Origin of the sequence: Mucilaginibacter polytrichastri (genome assembly GCF_001911425.1) — a bacterium.
Lineage (GTDB): Bacteria > Bacteroidota > Bacteroidia > Sphingobacteriales > Sphingobacteriaceae > Mucilaginibacter > Mucilaginibacter polytrichastri.
In genome coordinates this window covers 808,762-825,742 of record NZ_MPPL01000001.1, presented here as the reverse complement: position 1 = coordinate 825,742, position 16,981 = coordinate 808,762, and the positions used below count along the sequence as shown (strand labels likewise).

The window sequence follows — 16,981 nt, the reverse complement described above, 5'->3', positions numbered from 1 at the left end:
TGTATCCCTAGTCTTTTGTCTTTAGTTCGAGCTATTCGCCCGAACCCAATTCTACAATACGGTCAAACTCTTCCTGTTTCATACCCATTACAGATAAGCGCCCCTGACGAACCAGGCCAACATTTGCCAACTGTTCGTCTGCCTTAATAGTATCCAGTGTTACAGGTACTTTAAGGCTTTCAACAGGCGAAAGATCAACCACTACCCAGTTTTTATCATCTGTGGTAGGGTCTTGATAGGCTTCTTTTACTACTTTGGCAATCCCCACCACAGCCTTACCCTCATTACTATGGTAAAACAGCACCAGATCACCTTCCTTCATTTCACGCAGGTTGTTACGCGCTTGGTAGTTGCGCACACCATCCCAAAAGGTACGGCCATCCTGATTAAATTTTTCCCAACTGTATTTAAATGGTTCTGATTTTACGAGCCAGTATTGCATGTTTTATATGGATTAAAAGCATTTAGAAGTAAGTTATACCTCCAAATCATCGCAAAGGTGATGAAACGCGACGATAATTTAAAATTTAGAAGCTTCTTAAAATAATCAATATTCCATCTAGTATTCTAATGCTCATAAAACAAAACCCTAGTTTGCAAAATGATGCGAGGTATTATCTAGGATGATTTACCTGAATTGTTATATTTGATGTATAAATTTACTTCACCTTATCATGCAACAAACATCACAAAGTGGTCTTAAAAATAAGCCATCAAATTACGGTGCAAAAATCCTATTTATCATTGCCCTATTTTTAGCGTTTAACTCCGTATCATATGCACAAACTGATACCGTTATCTCCAATAACCAGAAAATCTCTTGCTCAATCAAAGAAATTACACCCGATGCTGTTAAATACACCTTTCCTGGCGAGGATGTTATAAATACTGTTTATAAAAATACGGTACAAAAAATTATTTTCAAGAGTGGCAGAGTTCAAACTTTTGCCGAAGCAACATCTTACAAATCTGTACAAAATGTAATGGATTATACCAACGTTACCACTACCATGGTCGAAAGTGAAGTAAGAGGATTATTCAAAATAAATGATGTAAGCTCTAAATCAAAAGGTACAACAGTATATTCAAGCCAAGAACGGGTTAAAGACAGAGCTTATCGCAAGCTTAAAATTCAGGCCGCGATGTTCGGTGCCAATATTGTTTTGTTAACTAATCAAAGGACTGAAGGCAATAAGTATGGTGGGTATTTCTCAAGCAGTTCTACTGCTGAGACAAACCTTACCGGAATTGCTTATTCTAATCAGTTACCAGACTACGAGAAATTTAAAGCCCTGATTGGCTCAAACACAAATTTTACAGCAATTAAAAGATTTGAATTAGGGGCGAGTGATAGCGACGTTTCACAAGATGATATCAACAAATCATTTGTAATTAGTAAAATAACGAATGACAATGGTATAACTATAATTGAGGGAAACCTTAAGGGTGAAAGCAATGTCAATATGTTTCAGTTAGCAAATTTCAATAATGACAGCTTTGCAATTGCTTATAAATATAAAGGAGCGGCTTATAATTACATCATAAAGATGTAAATACTCACCAACATGATATAAATTAGTTTTATTAATTTACTTAAAATAAATCTCAGCCGCCACCACAATAACCAAGATCAACCCTACAAATACCCATGCGCCGGGGCGTGCAAAGTTTACCGTCCAACCTGTGTTGGTTGGTTTTGGCACGAATAGATCTGCGTCGTTTTTATTATAATAAAACATCCCAAATTTAAACAGGCTGGGGTTTTGTTTGTCAAATTGGTTCATGGTCAAAAGGTTTGTTATCAAATATACATAAGCATATTAATCGTATTGTCATTCCTATTTGATTTTCAGGCGTTTTTTCGATATTATTGCTCTTGAAACTCTGTGAAGAAACTTATTGCCATCGTTTTATTAAGTATTCATCTGTATAACCTGGGTGGTTACATGGTATTATTTCAATATTTTATTTACCAAGCTAATAAGTTTAATGAAGAGCAGATCAGCAGAGATCTTTACAAACCGAGCGATCTGGTTGAGATCAAGATCCCGGTAAACCTACCCCACATTACCAATTGGAATGAATATGAACGCATAAGCGGCACCATACAATTACAGCAAAACTGCTATAACTACGTAAAGCTAAAAATGACACGCGACACGCTTTATGTAATGTGCGTACCCAACTATAGCACCACGCGTTTAATTAATGCCAATATTATTTACGCCCGCGAGGTGAGCGAGGCCCCTTTAAATGCCAAAAAACAGGCAATGCCCTTAAAAAGTATTGCCATGTATAAATACGTACCCTTAACCGCAGCAATTACACTGGCAGACCCGGTTGTGCTTGTTAAACCGGTACCCGCACGGTTAAAAATAAAACCAGCCATAAGCTATGCACCTGTATTAGCCCAACCGCCAGAAATATTTTTCTCTTGAAAATATTCCATCCTATTTTATTTACCCTTTTGTGTGGTATGGCTATAGCTATGCTGTAAAGGCATACCTACACAATTTAATATTAAACTATGCATAATTTATACAAATTAGCTGTTACACCGCTACTGGTTTTTACTATACAAGCGGCAAGCGCTCAAAAACATCCGGTAAAAGACACCGTAAAACTCGATAGCGTACTGATACGTGAAAGCCGCATTAAATACCTGCCCAATGTAAGTGGCACCAATATTTTTGCAGGTAAAAGAACTTTCAGTATTTTCCCTACAGATGGTAAAGCCAACCTGGCCACCAACAATGCCCGTATGATATTTGCTCAGGTACCGGGCGTAAACATCTGGGAAATGGACGGCGCAGGCTTGCAACTTAACATAGGTACGCGTGGTACAGACACCCACCGCTCTATCGAAACCAATATCAGGCAGAACGGCTACAACACCAACTCAGATATGTTTGGCTACCCCGAAGACCATTACACGCCGCCTATGCAAGCTGTAAGCGAAATACAGATTGTACGTGGCTCTGCAGCTTTACAGTTTGGCAGCCAATTTGGCGGCATGGTAAACTTTAAGCTAAAAGAACCCGACAGCACTAAAAAGTTTGGCATAGAGAGTGAGCAAACAGCAGGCTCTAACAAGTTCTTCAACTCCTACAATGCCATTAGTGGTACAAGCGGCAAGGTTAGTTATTACGCCTACTACTCCAGCCGTACCGGCGATGGCTGGCGCCCGGATGCTGCCTTTAATTACCAGGCTTTTTATGCGCATATCAAATACCAGTTTAACCCCAAAGGAAGCCTGGCATTTGAATTTTCGCGGATGAATTACCGCCAGCAGATTGCGGGAGGTTTAACAGATGCGCAATTTGATGCCAATAACCGCCAGTCTACCAGGTTCCGTAACTTTTTTAACCCCGAGATTAATATCCCGGCACTGCTGTTCAATTATAACTTTAGCCCAAATACTAAGTTAGAAGTTACCTCACACCTGCTTTGGGGCCAGCGTAACAGCGTACAGTTTATTGCCAACCCCAATGTAGCCGATACCATTAATACCAACCTTAAATCATATAACCCACGCCAGGTTGACCGCGATTACTACAAAGGCTTTACCACCGAGGCTCGCTTATTGCACAGCTACCAGTTAGGGGCTCTTAAAAGCACCTTTACAGCCGGTGTGCGTTACTTTACCCAAACCACCACACGCGACCAGAAAGGAACCGGAACCACAGGCACCGATTTCGACCTGAGCCTGGTAAAACCTTATGGTATCGACCTGCATTTACACACCGATAACTATGCTGTATTTGCCGAAAACGTATTTAATATCACCGCTAAGTTTTCGGTAACACCAGGTTTCAGGTACGAAACCATTAAAACAGATATGAGCGGGGTAATCCTTAATGCAACCTTCCCCGTACATTATCAATCAGATAAAAAATTCCCGCTGTTTGGTACCGGTTTACAATACCAGCTTACAAAAGCCAGCCAGCTTTATGGTAATATTTCGCAGGCTTACCGGCCATATATTTACGCCAACGTTACCCCTGCCGATCAGCTGGGCGTGATTGACCCTAACCTGAAAGACAGCAAAGGCTACAGCGCAGATTTAGGATACCGGGGCCATGTGAGTTACATATTTAATTACGATCTAGATTTCTATTATGCATACTATGGCAACCGTGTAGGTAACCTTACCGAAACCAACGCCAGTAACCAAACTTACTTGTACACCACCAACATTGGTAATGCAGTAGCCAAAGGTATTGAGGCCTATGGCGAAGTTTCGCTGCTGCGTTCTTTCAATCATTCATCGCCAAGCGACCTGAGATTATTTAACTCTTTTAGTTATGACCATGCCCGCTACACCAGCGGCTCAATAGCCCAGGGCACCAAGAATGTTTCATTAGCAGGTAACTATGCCGAAGGTACGCCACAATGGATTGACCGTGCCGGTTTAACTTATTTAAACAAGCATGTAATAACCACTTTGCAATACAGCTATGTAGGTAAAAGCTTTAGCGATGCTAACAACACAGCCTTTAACCCTACAGGGGCAAGTGGCGTAGTACCGGCGTATCATATTTTTGATGCCTCTTTTAATTATAGCTTTTTATCGCACTACCATATTACAGCCAGCATGAATAACATCCTGAATGCTAAATATTTTACCCGCCGTATTAATATGTATCCCGGCCCGGGTATTTTACCTGCCGATGGACGCACGTTTAACATTGGCTTCGGTGTAAAATTATAAATTGCCATATTATACCAAGGCCTGCGTATTACATGCGCAGGCCTTTTTAGTTACACACAACATCTAACACGCCACAAATCTCCTTTGTTATTTTAATAAAAGAAATTAACTTTATACAAACCATAAAGCTTTTTCACGCTTCATGGCTTACCATTTATATTCTTTAACCGCACCACAGTGTTAAAACTGTTTATTTTTTAGCCCATGGATGAGCAGTTGGCCATTAATGAAGGTGATATAAGCTTTGAGATACTGTTTCATCAAAACCCGCACCCCATGTGGATAGTGGCGGTTGATACCATGCGGTTTTTGCAAGTAAATGAGGCGGCGATAAAACATTATGGCTACAGTTATCAGGATTTCATGTCGATCACCCTGGCCGACATCAGACCTAAAGCCGAGCACCGCAGTATGAGGCAATTGCTCAAAAATATAAAGCATAACGAAACAGTCAATAAAAACATTACCCATATTAAGAAAGACGGTACGCTGATCCGTGTGCAGATTACCTCCTATCGCATAATGTTTCATAACAAGGCGTGCCGGATGACACTCATTAATGATGTAACCGAACAAAGTATTAAAGACCAAAAAATAAGCGAAGCCTGGAAACGTGTACACCAAACTCTGGAAAGTATTACCGACGGATTTATAACCATAAATAAGCAATGGCGTATATCTTACTGGAACAAAGAGGCCGAAAACACATTTAGCATATCTAAGCAAAAGGCCATCAATAAACTATTTTGGAAAGTTTGCCCGCATGGAAAGGCACATGAGCTTTATAAAAATCTGAATCACGCCATGAATACCGGCGAAAGATCGACCTTTGAAATTTACCTGGAACATTATGATAAGTGGCTTTGCATAACTGTTTACCCCGGCCCTAGCGGCTTAACCATCTACTTTCAGGACATTACCGGGCAAAAAATAGATGAAGAACAGATTAAGCTTAAGAATAAACATCTTGATGAGATCGCATACATCAACTCACACATAATTCGCAAACCAATTGCTAATATATTGGGGATTGTAAATGCTTTGGAAGATGACCTTACCGGCTACGAATATTTTGAGAAGGCCTTAAAAATGCTCAAGACAAGCGCCGAAGAACTTGACCAAAACCTAATGACGATCAACAACCGGGTGGAGCAGGCTAATACAATGGCTGCATCCAGAAAGAAGCGAGTTTCTAGTTGAGTGTTATGACGGCTAACTATAAATCAATGCAATATTTTAAACAGCATCTCTTTCATCAGTTCGCCGTGTGACGAGGTAGAATCTACCCCCTTGCTCCGCAGATCATAATCACGCAACAGGCTGATGATGTACATGGTTTTACCATAATCGTAACTGCGTACGGCCTGCTCATAATCTTTAACAAAGTAGGGGTTTACACCAATTTCTTTGGCTATGCTTTGCTGTGATTTATCTTTAAGGTAGTGGATCTGTAATATTTTACTGAAGTAACTGTAAAGGTTGGCCATTAAAACCACTATGGGGTTGGCTTTGGGGTTGGCTTCAAAGTAATTAATAATCTGATTGGCTTTCACAACATCCCTTTTTGCCAGGGCAGTTTGCAGCTCAAACACGTTATACTCCTTACTAATACCTATATTATCGTGAATTTCTTTCAGCGTAATGTCTTGCCCTACGGCAATGTTCAACATCAGCTTATCCAACTCGTTGGCAATTTTAGAGAGGTCGTTACCCAAATACTCGGATAACATGGCCGACGCCTGCCCGTTAATCCGGTAGTTTTTCGCAGTTACATAACCCTCAATCCATCCCGGTATTTTGTTGTCATACAACGCGGCCGATTCAAATATGAGCCCGTTTTTTTCAATGGCCTTGTATGTTTTTTTGCGCTTATCAAACTTGCCATATTTATAACAAAAAACAAGGATAGTACTGGGCAGCGGCTTATCCAGGTAATTTAACAGCGGGTTGATGTTCTTTTTATCATCGTCATCCTTGCCCCACTTTAAGTCTTGTGCTTCTTTAACCATTACCACCTGGTAATCTGCCATCATTGGGTAACGCTTGGCGGCGTTTAATACCGTCATTATATCGGTATCCTTACCATACAAAACGGTTTGGTTAAAGCCTTTCTCGGCATCGGGCAGCACGTAGTGTTCTATATAATTGCTTACCACATCAATGAAATAAGGTTCATCGCCATGTAGCAGATATACAGGTTTAAATTTACGGGCCTTAAGGTCTTTTAAAATGTCAGCAGCAGTCATACCAATACACGCGCAAATTACAAATAATGTAGCAGCATTTGTCCACAAAAAGAATCTTGTAATTTGTTAATATACCTTTTGAACAGTTTTAAGTATATCATGAGGATAGCCCATTGTTACTGCACTAATATCATCTAACCTTGTTATATGATCCGCACACAACAGAACATCAAGTGCTTTTAATGCATCTTTAAGATGAGCCAGGGTACGCGCACCTACAATTGGAAATCCGTTCTTTTGCAGTGTCCAGGCCAATGCAACCTGACCGGGAGTTACCTCTAATTCTATCCCAATTTTCTCCAGTTCGTCTATAATAGCTTTGGTTACGGCATCTTCCTGATAATTGCCAGAAGACGAAAGCGTTAACCTCCCTGATGCGCCTTTACGATATTTACCCGTTAATAACCCACCCGCCAATGGTGAGTAAAACATTGTACCCAAACCAAAATATTTAGCCATACCTATCAACTCCCGGTCGGCCGTGCGTTGCGCCAAATTATATTCAATCTGTAATGCAGTAACCGGGATTGTGGCGGCAATTGCTGCGGCCTTCCAGGCGGGGAAATTTGCAAGCCCCACATAAAGAACTTTGCCTATCGCCACTAAATCTTCTAAACCCCTGGCAATTTCTTCTAACGGGGTAAACCCATCATCAAAATGGGGCATATAAATATCTATATAATCCGTTTTCAGCCGTTTCAAACTTGCCTCTGCGGCCTGTCTCATCGCTTTACGATGGTTACCACTATTTGCTGGCGATGGATCAGCTTCACTGCTACGGGTATATTTAGTACAGATAATAAAATTGCTGCGTTGCGATTCAATAAATTTACCTACAATCTCCTCGGCCTCTCCAAGCTGGTACTGATCGGCCACATCTATAAAGTTACCTCCTGCATCGGTATAAGCTTGTAAAATTTGTGGTATCTCTTCTGTAATAGCGCCATAACCACGGCGCTGGCCAAAGCTCGCTGCTCCTAAAATTAATTCACTGGCGGGCAGGCCAGTATGTATCCCGAATAATTTATTTTTCATATTACAAATTTCACAATGGCATTGCAGCAAATCAAGTAGGGCTAAATTTAGCCGTATCGGATACGACACCGGGATGACTTATCTTTGTAAGATGTACGAAAGAAAATTACCTGTTGAACTTGAATGCGGCCTCCATTTATTTATGGAAGTGATAAACGGGAAATGGAAAATCAATTTAATCTGGTGCATTTATAAGGGAATTAAAAGACCGGGAGAATTGCACCGGCAAATACCAAAAGCTTCGAGACGGTTATTAGATACACAATTAAAACAACTCGTGGCGCAAGGCATTATAGTTAAAACAATTTTTGAGCAAAAACCGCTAAAAGTAGAATATGAGCTTACAGCATTTGGCGAGACATTAATACCCGTAATTGTAGTTACGGCTCAATGGGGCGAAACTCACAGGCAAATATTGGAGCCTTTATTACAATCAACAACTACAACAGTAAAATAGAAGCCCTTAGCTTAAGAATGAATTTCGAGATAGATGTTTAAGATTTGGTAATTTAGCACCGTGAGTTTATTACAACCGCTCAATTTACCGCCCTACCCTTTCCGCATTACTGATGACAAGGGGCAACTGTTTGTTTTTGATGAGATCCGCAAAAAACAGATTATGCTTACGCCAGAAGAATGGGTGAGGCAGCACTTTGTACAATATTTAATTAAACAGAAAAACTATCCCCGGTCATTAATTAAGCTGGAAGGCGGTTTGAAGTTACACGGCACGGCACGCCGGTCTGACATTGTGGTGCATAACTCTGCAGGCGAAAAAATTATGCTAATTGAATGCAAAGCACCTTATGTACCGGTTGACCAAAAAGTGTTTGACCAGGCCGCCCGTTACAATATGGTACACCGCGTACCACTGCTTGCCGTAAGCAACGGCTTGGTACACCATTGTTGTAAAATAGATTTCGAAAAAAGTGATTATATTTTTCTGAAAGAATTACCCGATTACAAACAGCTTAAAACCTTAAACAAGGGCCAATAAGCCCTGCATCTTCGTTTTAAGCTCATCAGGTTTAAAAGGCTTAGATACATAATCATTCATCCCCGAATCAAACACCTTTTCCCTGATATCAAACAAAGCCGAAGCAGTTAGGGCAATAATAGGGATGGTTGATTTCTTACTATCCGGTAGTTTACGGATCTCGATTGAAGCCTCAAAACCGTTTAATACCGGCATCTGCAAGTCCATCAATATAATATCAAAGTTACCATACTGAACCAGTTCTACAGCCCGTGCACCATTCTCTGCAATGGTTGGTACAAGATCCCATTTGGAAAGTAGCTTTTTCATCAGCATTACATTCACGGGGTTATCTTCGGCTATTAATACCCGGGTATCACTAAAATTGTTAACCGGGTGCATATCGCTATCAAGCACATGTACCTTGGGCTCAGCAATCATAGTCCGCTTGGTGGCTATCTCATCTGTAGGTACCGGGAACTCGATATTAAATGAAAACTCCGAGCCTACATCGGGCTTGCTCTCTACGTACATATTAACGCCCTGTAACTCCAGTAAACGTTTTACAATAGCCAAACCCAAACCAGTGCCCCCATATTGGCGCGTGGTGGTTACAGACTCTTGTGCAAAAGCTTCGAATATACCCTGCAGGTTTTCCTTTTTTATACCTATACCGGTATCCTTTACAGAAAAACTAATGGTGATACGGTTATGGCGGTCTTCTATACAGGTTACATTAACCCATATACTGCCTTGCTCGGTAAACTTAATGGCATTACTTATCAAGTTATAAATAACCTGTGTTATGCGCGTAGGGTCGCCAATTATGGTTCTGTGCTTTAATCCCTCATCAACGTTAAGTTCAAAATCGAGCCCTTTCTCCGTTGCTTTAATTACCTGGCCGCCGCAAATACTGTGCATCAGTTCTGCCAGGTTAAAGCGGATGTTTTCAAATACGATCTTGCCCGATTCGATCTTGTTAAAGTCGAGCACGTCATTTACAATAGCCAGCAGGTTATTGGCCGAAAATTTCAGAATATCGAGATTCTCTTGCTGATCGTGGCGTGGATTACCCATCATCATCAAATTAGTCATCCCAATAACTGCATTTAAAGGTGTCCGGATCTCGTGCGACATGGTTGACAGAAACTCCGACTTGGCTGTAGATGACTTTTCGGCTTTAAGTATCGCCGTTTCCAGCTCAACATTAAGTTTAGTTTGTGCCGCAGCAGTTTGCTTTAGTTCACGTATGTTCTTTAAAAACGCAGCGTAAAAATGGCTGTGGATAAATATGATGAGTATAAAATTGGTAAGTACCGTAATAATACCAACCGACCCATCCGTGTGCTCGGGTTTAAAGTTAATCATGTATCCGCTGTGATACTCCAGCACCATAAAGGCAACAATAGGTATTAAATTAACAAGCGAATAAAACATGCCAAAGCTTTGCCCCAGCATATAAAAACTAAGCAGCACCACAATGATCATTAACTGCACCGTGCCCAGGTTTACGTTTTGTATAATTACATAAACATTACTGAGGTTTATAACAGTAATTAAAGTAAGCACCACGTGCGATATTCGGCGCCAATCGGGTTTCCAGGTTAAATACTTAAACAGAAATATGATGGTAACATTAATGGCAACAGCTACATAAACAAATATAGGGCTGGCTTGTGCATACATCATCAGCATTAAAGAGCCATAGGCAACAAACGCCAAACACAAGCCATAATATAGCAAACGTATACGTGCCTGGTCCAGTATAGACTGGTCCTTGTGCAGTATTTTGCTTAATGAAAAATTTAAAAAACTAACTTCCTCAGGCATAAATTGGTTGTACCATTGATATGTTGGGCCATATCTTATTTAAAAGTATGTTAACTATTTGATATTACCAAATTAACATATCCCAACACCTAATAGTTTAGCAATTAACCTGCCAAAGCCGTAAGGCTATCCTGTATCAGCTTTAGTTTAGCTTCTGCATCTGCCCTTTTTTTCTGCTCGTTTTCTATGATATCCGGCTTGGCATTTTGCATAAAACGTTCGTTTCCTAACTTAGCATTTACAGACTTAAGGAAGCCGTTAAGGTATTCCATTTCTTTCTGCAAACGTTCTGTTTCGGCTACGGGGTCTATGTTTTCGGCTAAAGGAATATAGAACTCATCCGTTAAAACCATAAAGCTTGCTGCACCACTTACCTGCTCATTTACAAAATCAATTGTACCGATATTACCCAGTTTGATAACCATTGGCAAATAAGCCGTATAGTTTACAGCAGAATTTGCCTTTAACGATAACTGAAGCACTTCTTTAGGTGAAATTTGCTTACTGTTACGAATATTTCTGATACCCGAAATTATTTGTTTAACCGCTTCTACTTCAATCAATACCTGTGGATTTATTTGCCCAACTACAGGCATTTTTGCCACAATGCAGCAATCGCGCTCATTTCGCATACCGAAAATTTCATCATGCCATAACTCTTCTGTAATGAATGGCATAAACGGATGCAACAGCTTCAGTACATCTTCAAAGAAGGTTATTGTAGCTTTGTAAGTTGCACTATCAATGGGTTGTTGATAGGCAGGCTTAATCATTTCGAGGTACCATGCGCAAAAATCATCCCATACCAGTTTATAAGTGGCCATTAAAGCCTCAGAAAGCCGATATTGACTGAAGTTTTCTTCTATTTCTTTTAACGCTTCGTTAAAGCGGCTGGCAAACCAGTCAATAGCTACCTGGTTGGTATTTTCCAGACTTTCATCTACCTCCCAGCCCTTAAGCAAGCGGAAAGCATTTAATACTTTGTTAGCAAAATTACGGCCCTGTTCGCAATAACTATCGTCAAACATCAGGTCGTTCCCTGCAGGCGAGCTCAGCAAAATACCTACCCGTACACCATCGGCACTAAATTTCTCGATCAATGCAAGCGGGTCTGGCGAGTTACCTAATGATTTAGACATTTTACGGCCCAGCTTATCGCGTACTATACCGGTTAGATAAACGTTGGTAAAAGGCTTTTGTCCGCGAAACTCGTGTCCGGCCATAATCATCCGCGCTACCCAGAAAAATAAGATCTCCGGAGCGGTAACCAAATCATTGGTTGGGTAATAATAGTTTATATCAGCCCCATCCGGGTTTTTAAAACCATTAAAAACAGAGATAGGCCATAACCATGAGGAGAACCAGGTATCAACCACGTCTTCTTCCTGGCGAAGGTCAGCAATTGTCAATTGTGCGTTATCTGGCGATAATTGTTTTGCTTCTTCTAAAGCTTCTTCAGCAGTTTTAGCAACCACAAATTTACCATTGGGCAGGTACCAGGCCGGTATCCGTTGCCCCCACCATAATTGGCGGCTAATGCACCAATCCTGAACATTCTCCATCCAGTGGCGGTAGGTGTTCACAAACTTTTCGGGGATCAGCTTTACATCACCGTTCAGTACATCTGCCAATGCAGGCTTTGCCATCTGATCCATTTTGCAGAACCATTGCATAGACAGGCGTGGCTCTATAACCGCATCGGTACGTTCAGAGAACCCAACCTGTGATTTATATTCTTCAACCTTCTCCAGTACCCCAGCCTCTTGCAGTAACACCGCAATTTTTTTACGGGCAGCAAAGCGATCTTCGCCTACTAAGATCTGGGCAAGGTCGTTTAAGGAACCATCATCATTTAAAATGTCGATCACCTGTAAGCCATGTTTCTGGCCTAGCTCATAGTCATTCAGATCGTGAGCAGGGGTTACTTTTAGGCAACCTGTACCAAAATCCATGGTTACATATTCATCCGTTTTAATCGGGATTTCGCGGTTAACCAACGGGATATATACGCTCTTGCCATGCAGGTGTAAATAACGTTCGTCGTTAGGGTTTACAAATACAGCAGCATCGGCCATAATGGTTTCGGGGCGGGTTGTTGCAATAGTAACGTGCGCTTCTTCGCCAACAACCGGATAATTGATATAGTATAGCTTCTGATTTACTTCTTTACGGATAACTTCCTCATCAGAAACGGCAGTTTTACCTTGCGGGTCCCAGTTAACCATACGTACACCGCGGTAAATCCATCCTTTTTTATACAGGTGAATAAAGGTATCAATCACGGCATCGCTCAGGTCGTCTTCCATTGTAAAACGGGTACGGTCCCAATCGCACGATGCACCCAGTTTTTTCAATTGTTCCAGTATGATACCACCGTATTTCTCTTTCCAAACCCAGGCGTGTTTTAAAAACTCATCGCGGGTAAGGTCTTTTTTGCTGATGCCTTGCTCTTTCAGCAATGCTACAACCTTAGCTTCGGTAGCAATACTGGCGTGGTCTGTACCAGGTACCCAGCAGGCATTTTTACCCTGCATGCGGGCACGGCGAATCAGCACATCCTGTATGGTATTATTAAGCATGTGGCCCATATGCAGTACCCCGGTAACATTTGGCGGTGGTATCACAATGGTATAAGGCTCGCGCTCATCTGGCAAAGACTTAAAAAAACCATTGGTTAACCAGTAATTATACCACTTTGCTTCCGCCTCCTGGGGCTGATAGGTCTTAGAAATACTCATAGGTTGCAAAAATAAGGTTTTTGAGTTAAATGGTGAATAGTGAGTGGTTGATTAAGTGAGTGGTTGATTGAGTTTCCATACTACCCCTCGTCACTACTACTTCCCAACCACTCACCAATCACTAAATTGTTACTTGGATGCATAGGTACCTTATCACTAATTTCAAACTTTTATTAAACTAAACGATGAACTTAAAATTTACTAACCTGATGCTTGCAGGTGCGCTTTGCTTTACAGCAAATGCCTGGGCAGCAGGCCCAACAGGCAGCGATGCCAAGGCACCTGTGCCACCTAAAAAGTATATAGACCCGGCCAATATGGACCCAACAGTTAAACCGGGCGACAATTTTTACGAGTATGCCAACGGTGCATGGTTAAAAAACAACACCATACCGGCTAAACAAACCCGCTGGGGCAACTTTACCATTTTAGCCCAGGAGAACACCAATAAACTAATTTCCCTGCTTAACGAAGCCGGCGCCGCCAAACAGCCTAAAGGAAGCATCAAGCAACGCGTAGGCGACCTTTATGTAAGCGGTATGGACAGCGTTACTATCGAAAAACGTGGGTACGAACCTATTAAAGGTGATTTGGCACGTATTGGCAAGATTAGCGACCTTAATGGTGTAATTACCGAGATTGCCTATGAGCGTGCAGCCGGAGTAGGCAACCCGTTGTTTGGCTTTGGTGTTGGGCAAGATCCTAAACATGTAACCAAATACATTGTGAGCCTGGGCCAGGGTGGTACAAGCCTGCCCGATCGCGATTATTATTTAAAAAGCGATGCCCGTACTTTAAAAGTACAGGCAGCCTATAAACAATATATTGCTACCCTCTTTACCCTAACCGGTAACAGCGAAGATGCAGCGCAAAAAAATGCAGCTACTATTTTTGGTATCGAAACCAAACTGGCCAATATCCAGATGAGCCGTACCGCCATGCGCGACCCTAACAAAACTTACAACAAATTTTCTGTTGCCGATTTTAGCAAAACCACGCCGCACCTAAACTGGGCCGAGTTAATGCCGAAGATGAAGGTAACCGGCCAGGATACCGTACTGGTACGCCAGCCCGATTTTTTTAAGGCTGCCGATGAAATTTTAGCCTCGACCCCGGTAGAAGATTGGAAAGTTTACCTGCAATGGGAAATTTTACGCGGGTCTGCGAGCTCTTTAAGCTCACCGTTTGTAAAAGCCAGCTTTGTTTATAGCAGCGTATTAAGCGGCCAGCAGGTGCAAACCCCGCGCGACGAGCGCATCTCGTCTTTAGTTAACGGTAGCCTTGGCGATTTGCTGGGCCAGCTTTTTGTAGAGAAATACTTTACCCCTGCCGCCAAGCAATACATGGTTGGGCTGGTAAATAACCTGAAATCTGTTTTGGGCGATAGGATTAAACGCCTTGACTGGATGACCCCCGAAACCAAAGAGCGTGCCCTTAAAAAGTTGAATGCATTTGGTGTTAAAATTGGCTACCCGGATAAATGGCAAACCTACCCAGGTTTAACCATTGAGCGTACCGACTATGCAGGTAACCTACGCCGCATCTCTGCATGGCGTTATGATGAGTCTGTAGGCCATTTAGGCAAACCGGTTGATAAAACCCGCTGGGGTATGACACCGCCTACGGTAAATGCTTCATACAGCCCAACCAATAACGAAATCACCTTCCCTGCAGGAATCCTGCAGTTTCCATTCTTTGATTTTGGTGCCGATGATGCCATTAACTATGGTGGTATAGGTGCAGTAATTGGCCATGAAATGACCCACGGTTTTGATGATCAGGGCCGCCAGTATGATGCTGATGGCACCCTGCGCGACTGGTGGGGCAAGGAAGATGCCGACAAATTTAAAACCCGTGCCGATATGGTGGTAAACCAATACAATGGTTTCACCGTGTTAGATACCATCCACGTAAACGGCCGTTTAACTTTAGGTGAAAACTTAGCCGATCTGGGCGGATTAAATGTGGCTTACGAAGCTTTCAAAAAAACAAAAGAAGGCCAAAGCAGTACAAAAATCGATGGTTTTGCGCCAGATCAGCGTTTTTTCTTATCTTGGGCACAAGTTTGGAGAAGCAACCAACGGCCGGAGTCGGCATCGTCACGTATTTTGACAGATCCGCACTCGCCCGAACAATATAGAACCAACGCACCGATCTCAAATATTGATGCATGGTACAAAGCATTTAACGTACAGCCGGGCGACAAAATGTACAAGAAACCCGAAGACCGCATTAAGATCTGGTAACAGTCTTAATTTTTTAAATCCAAAAAGCCTCCGACAAGTCGGAGGCTTTTTTTTCTTTAAATATGAGAATGAGCAAGCTTATTTCTTAGAACCAAATACTTAAAAGAATAATTTTAGCGAGAACAGATACAAGTATCCCCATACCAACATCTATTTATTGGATACCATTTTTTCTTCAGGCAAATTCAGGTAACCTCTGGCTGCGCCGCTGGCATCTTTGCCTAAAACCTTATTACCTGCCTGGGCCTGGCTTTTAAACCAATCGTAACCCGATTTAAAAGCGGCCATCCGCTGTAAGGAAGTACCATGGCAATCCGGGTCATTAATAGCCGCATAATCGCCAATGCGCACTATCCACCTAAAATTCCGGCTGATGTCTATCCAGCTTTGATTAGTGCTGTATGCAATAAAACTACCGGCCATATAATCGGCATACAACTCTTTATATATAGGGATAGCGGGCGTAACCTTCAAGGTACAATCAACAATGTGCGCAAACTCATGCGCAGCAACAACAGGTATCATTGTAAAATTACCAGAGTAGTTGTACATGTTTTGCAGGTAATTGTAGCCGAGGGCTATAGTACCATCAGGGTAGGTGGCAGATTCTGAAACTGAAGAGGCATACCCTCCCGGATTATTTACCAATGAATCATTATACAATAACAGGCCGGGATTCACTCCAAAAAATCCCCGTAAAATAGTTGCTTCTCTATCCAGCCATCGATCCATCTGCGGGTTACCCGTACCTTTGGCCACATGTATTTGCTTGCTGATAGGTGAGGTTTCCTGGCTTATACAGCCGCCGGAATGCTGTGCTTTAGTGTGCATAATACACAGTATACCCATGATAAGGGTTAAGAAAATGACCTTCATGATAGCTTGATGTTTAAGTTGTTGAAATATAGCACTTTAAATAAATAACCACAAAACAATCAGCACAATAACGGACTATTCTATCAAACTATTTTTCCACAAAAGTTAGCCTGTTAAATAATTTAATACATGGTTGAAAATTAATCTGCCAACTGAAATAATATTGATTTTTAAATAATTAAAAATCATTTACAGCTCATGATATCCAGTAGTATTTACCTCGCCCCTCATGCTTAATAATATGACGTTAAGAATAAGCAATGCCTTAATAAAATATCATTAATCCGCTATCTTTGCAGCAATGTTAATCCATCAGTTTTACG

At 41.7% G+C, this 16,981-nt stretch carries 14 protein-coding genes; 7 read left to right on the top strand and 7 right to left on the bottom strand.

Annotated features, from left to right (window positions below):
- Window positions 1-31: 31 nt before the first annotated feature.
- The gene (locus RG47T_RS03725) at window positions 32-442 is read right to left on the bottom strand and encodes an EVE domain-containing protein (protein WP_074488186.1); all 411 of its coding nucleotides are present in this window, start codon (window positions 440-442) and stop codon (window positions 32-34) included.
- A gap of 232 nt (window positions 443-674) precedes the next feature.
- Between RG47T_RS03725 and RG47T_RS03720 the strand changes: the two genes are divergently transcribed.
- Window positions 675-1,553 (top strand): hypothetical protein, encoded by an 879-nt coding sequence (locus RG47T_RS03720; protein WP_074488185.1) that lies wholly within the window; start codon window positions 675-677, stop codon window positions 1,551-1,553.
- A 36-nt stretch (window positions 1,554-1,589) separates the two neighbouring features.
- On the opposite strand, the gene RG47T_RS03715 is transcribed toward RG47T_RS03720, so the two are convergent.
- Entirely contained in the window at window positions 1,590-1,784 is a 195-nt protein-coding gene (locus RG47T_RS03715; protein ID WP_074488184.1) for a DUF5808 domain-containing protein, read from the bottom strand.
- Between the two features lie 102 nt (window positions 1,785-1,886).
- Here RG47T_RS03715 and RG47T_RS03710 point away from each other — a divergent pair, with 102 nt between their 5' ends.
- The 3 genes from RG47T_RS03710 (at window position 1,887) to RG47T_RS03700 (ending at window position 5,911) form a co-directional block, all read left to right on the top strand.
- On the top strand, window positions 1,887-2,438 hold the full coding sequence (locus RG47T_RS03710) for a hypothetical protein (protein WP_074488183.1): 552 nt from the start codon (window positions 1,887-1,889) through the stop codon (window positions 2,436-2,438).
- 89 nt (window positions 2,439-2,527) lie between these two features.
- Window positions 2,528-4,711, top strand: coding sequence for a TonB-dependent receptor family protein (locus RG47T_RS03705; protein ID WP_074488182.1), 2,184 nt, complete (start codon window positions 2,528-2,530; stop codon window positions 4,709-4,711).
- Between the two features lie 204 nt (window positions 4,712-4,915).
- Entirely contained in the window at window positions 4,916-5,911 is a 996-nt protein-coding gene (locus RG47T_RS03700) for a PAS domain-containing protein (RefSeq protein WP_074488181.1), read from the top strand.
- A gap of 23 nt (window positions 5,912-5,934) precedes the next feature.
- On the opposite strand, the gene holA is transcribed toward RG47T_RS03700, so the two are convergent.
- On the bottom strand, window positions 5,935-6,957 hold the full coding sequence (gene holA / locus RG47T_RS03695) for a DNA polymerase III subunit delta (RefSeq protein ID WP_074488180.1): 1,023 nt from the start codon (window positions 6,955-6,957) through the stop codon (window positions 5,935-5,937).
- 66 nt (window positions 6,958-7,023) lie between these two features.
- Window positions 7,024-7,992 carry an aldo/keto reductase gene (locus tag RG47T_RS03690; protein ID WP_074488179.1) on the bottom strand — a complete coding sequence of 323 codons (969 nt, stop codon included), beginning with the start codon at window positions 7,990-7,992 and terminating at the stop codon, window positions 7,024-7,026.
- Between the two features lie 91 nt (window positions 7,993-8,083).
- Here RG47T_RS03690 and RG47T_RS03685 point away from each other — a divergent pair, with 91 nt between their 5' ends.
- A complete protein-coding gene (locus RG47T_RS03685; RefSeq protein WP_074488178.1) occupies window positions 8,084-8,449 on the top strand; it encodes a winged helix-turn-helix transcriptional regulator in 366 nt (121 codons plus the stop codon).
- Window positions 8,450-8,509: 60 nt separating this feature from the next.
- Entirely contained in the window at window positions 8,510-8,989 is a 480-nt protein-coding gene (locus RG47T_RS03680) for a type I restriction enzyme HsdR N-terminal domain-containing protein (RefSeq protein WP_074488177.1), read from the top strand.
- Here the strand turns inward: RG47T_RS03680 and RG47T_RS03675 are convergent.
- Both RG47T_RS03675 and RG47T_RS03670 read right to left on the bottom strand, forming a co-directional pair.
- On the bottom strand, window positions 8,972-10,798 hold the full coding sequence (locus RG47T_RS03675) for an ATP-binding protein (protein ID WP_074488176.1): 1,827 nt from the start codon (window positions 10,796-10,798) through the stop codon (window positions 8,972-8,974). The two genes, RG47T_RS03680 and RG47T_RS03675, sit on opposite strands and share 18 nt — an antisense overlap.
- Before the next feature lie 104 nt (window positions 10,799-10,902).
- Entirely contained in the window at window positions 10,903-13,536 is a 2,634-nt protein-coding gene (locus tag RG47T_RS03670) for a valine--tRNA ligase (protein ID WP_074488175.1), read from the bottom strand.
- A 185-nt stretch (window positions 13,537-13,721) separates the two neighbouring features.
- On the opposite strand from RG47T_RS03670, the gene RG47T_RS03665 reads away from it, so the two are divergent.
- Window positions 13,722-15,782, top strand: a complete 2,061-nt coding sequence (locus RG47T_RS03665; RefSeq protein ID WP_074488174.1) for a M13 family metallopeptidase — start codon at window positions 13,722-13,724, stop codon at window positions 15,780-15,782.
- A 150-nt stretch (window positions 15,783-15,932) separates the two neighbouring features.
- On the opposite strand, the gene RG47T_RS03660 is transcribed toward RG47T_RS03665, so the two are convergent.
- A complete protein-coding gene (locus RG47T_RS03660) occupies window positions 15,933-16,658 on the bottom strand; it encodes a neutral zinc metallopeptidase (protein ID WP_139235618.1) in 726 nt (241 codons plus the stop codon).
- Window positions 16,659-16,981 lie beyond the last annotated feature (323 nt).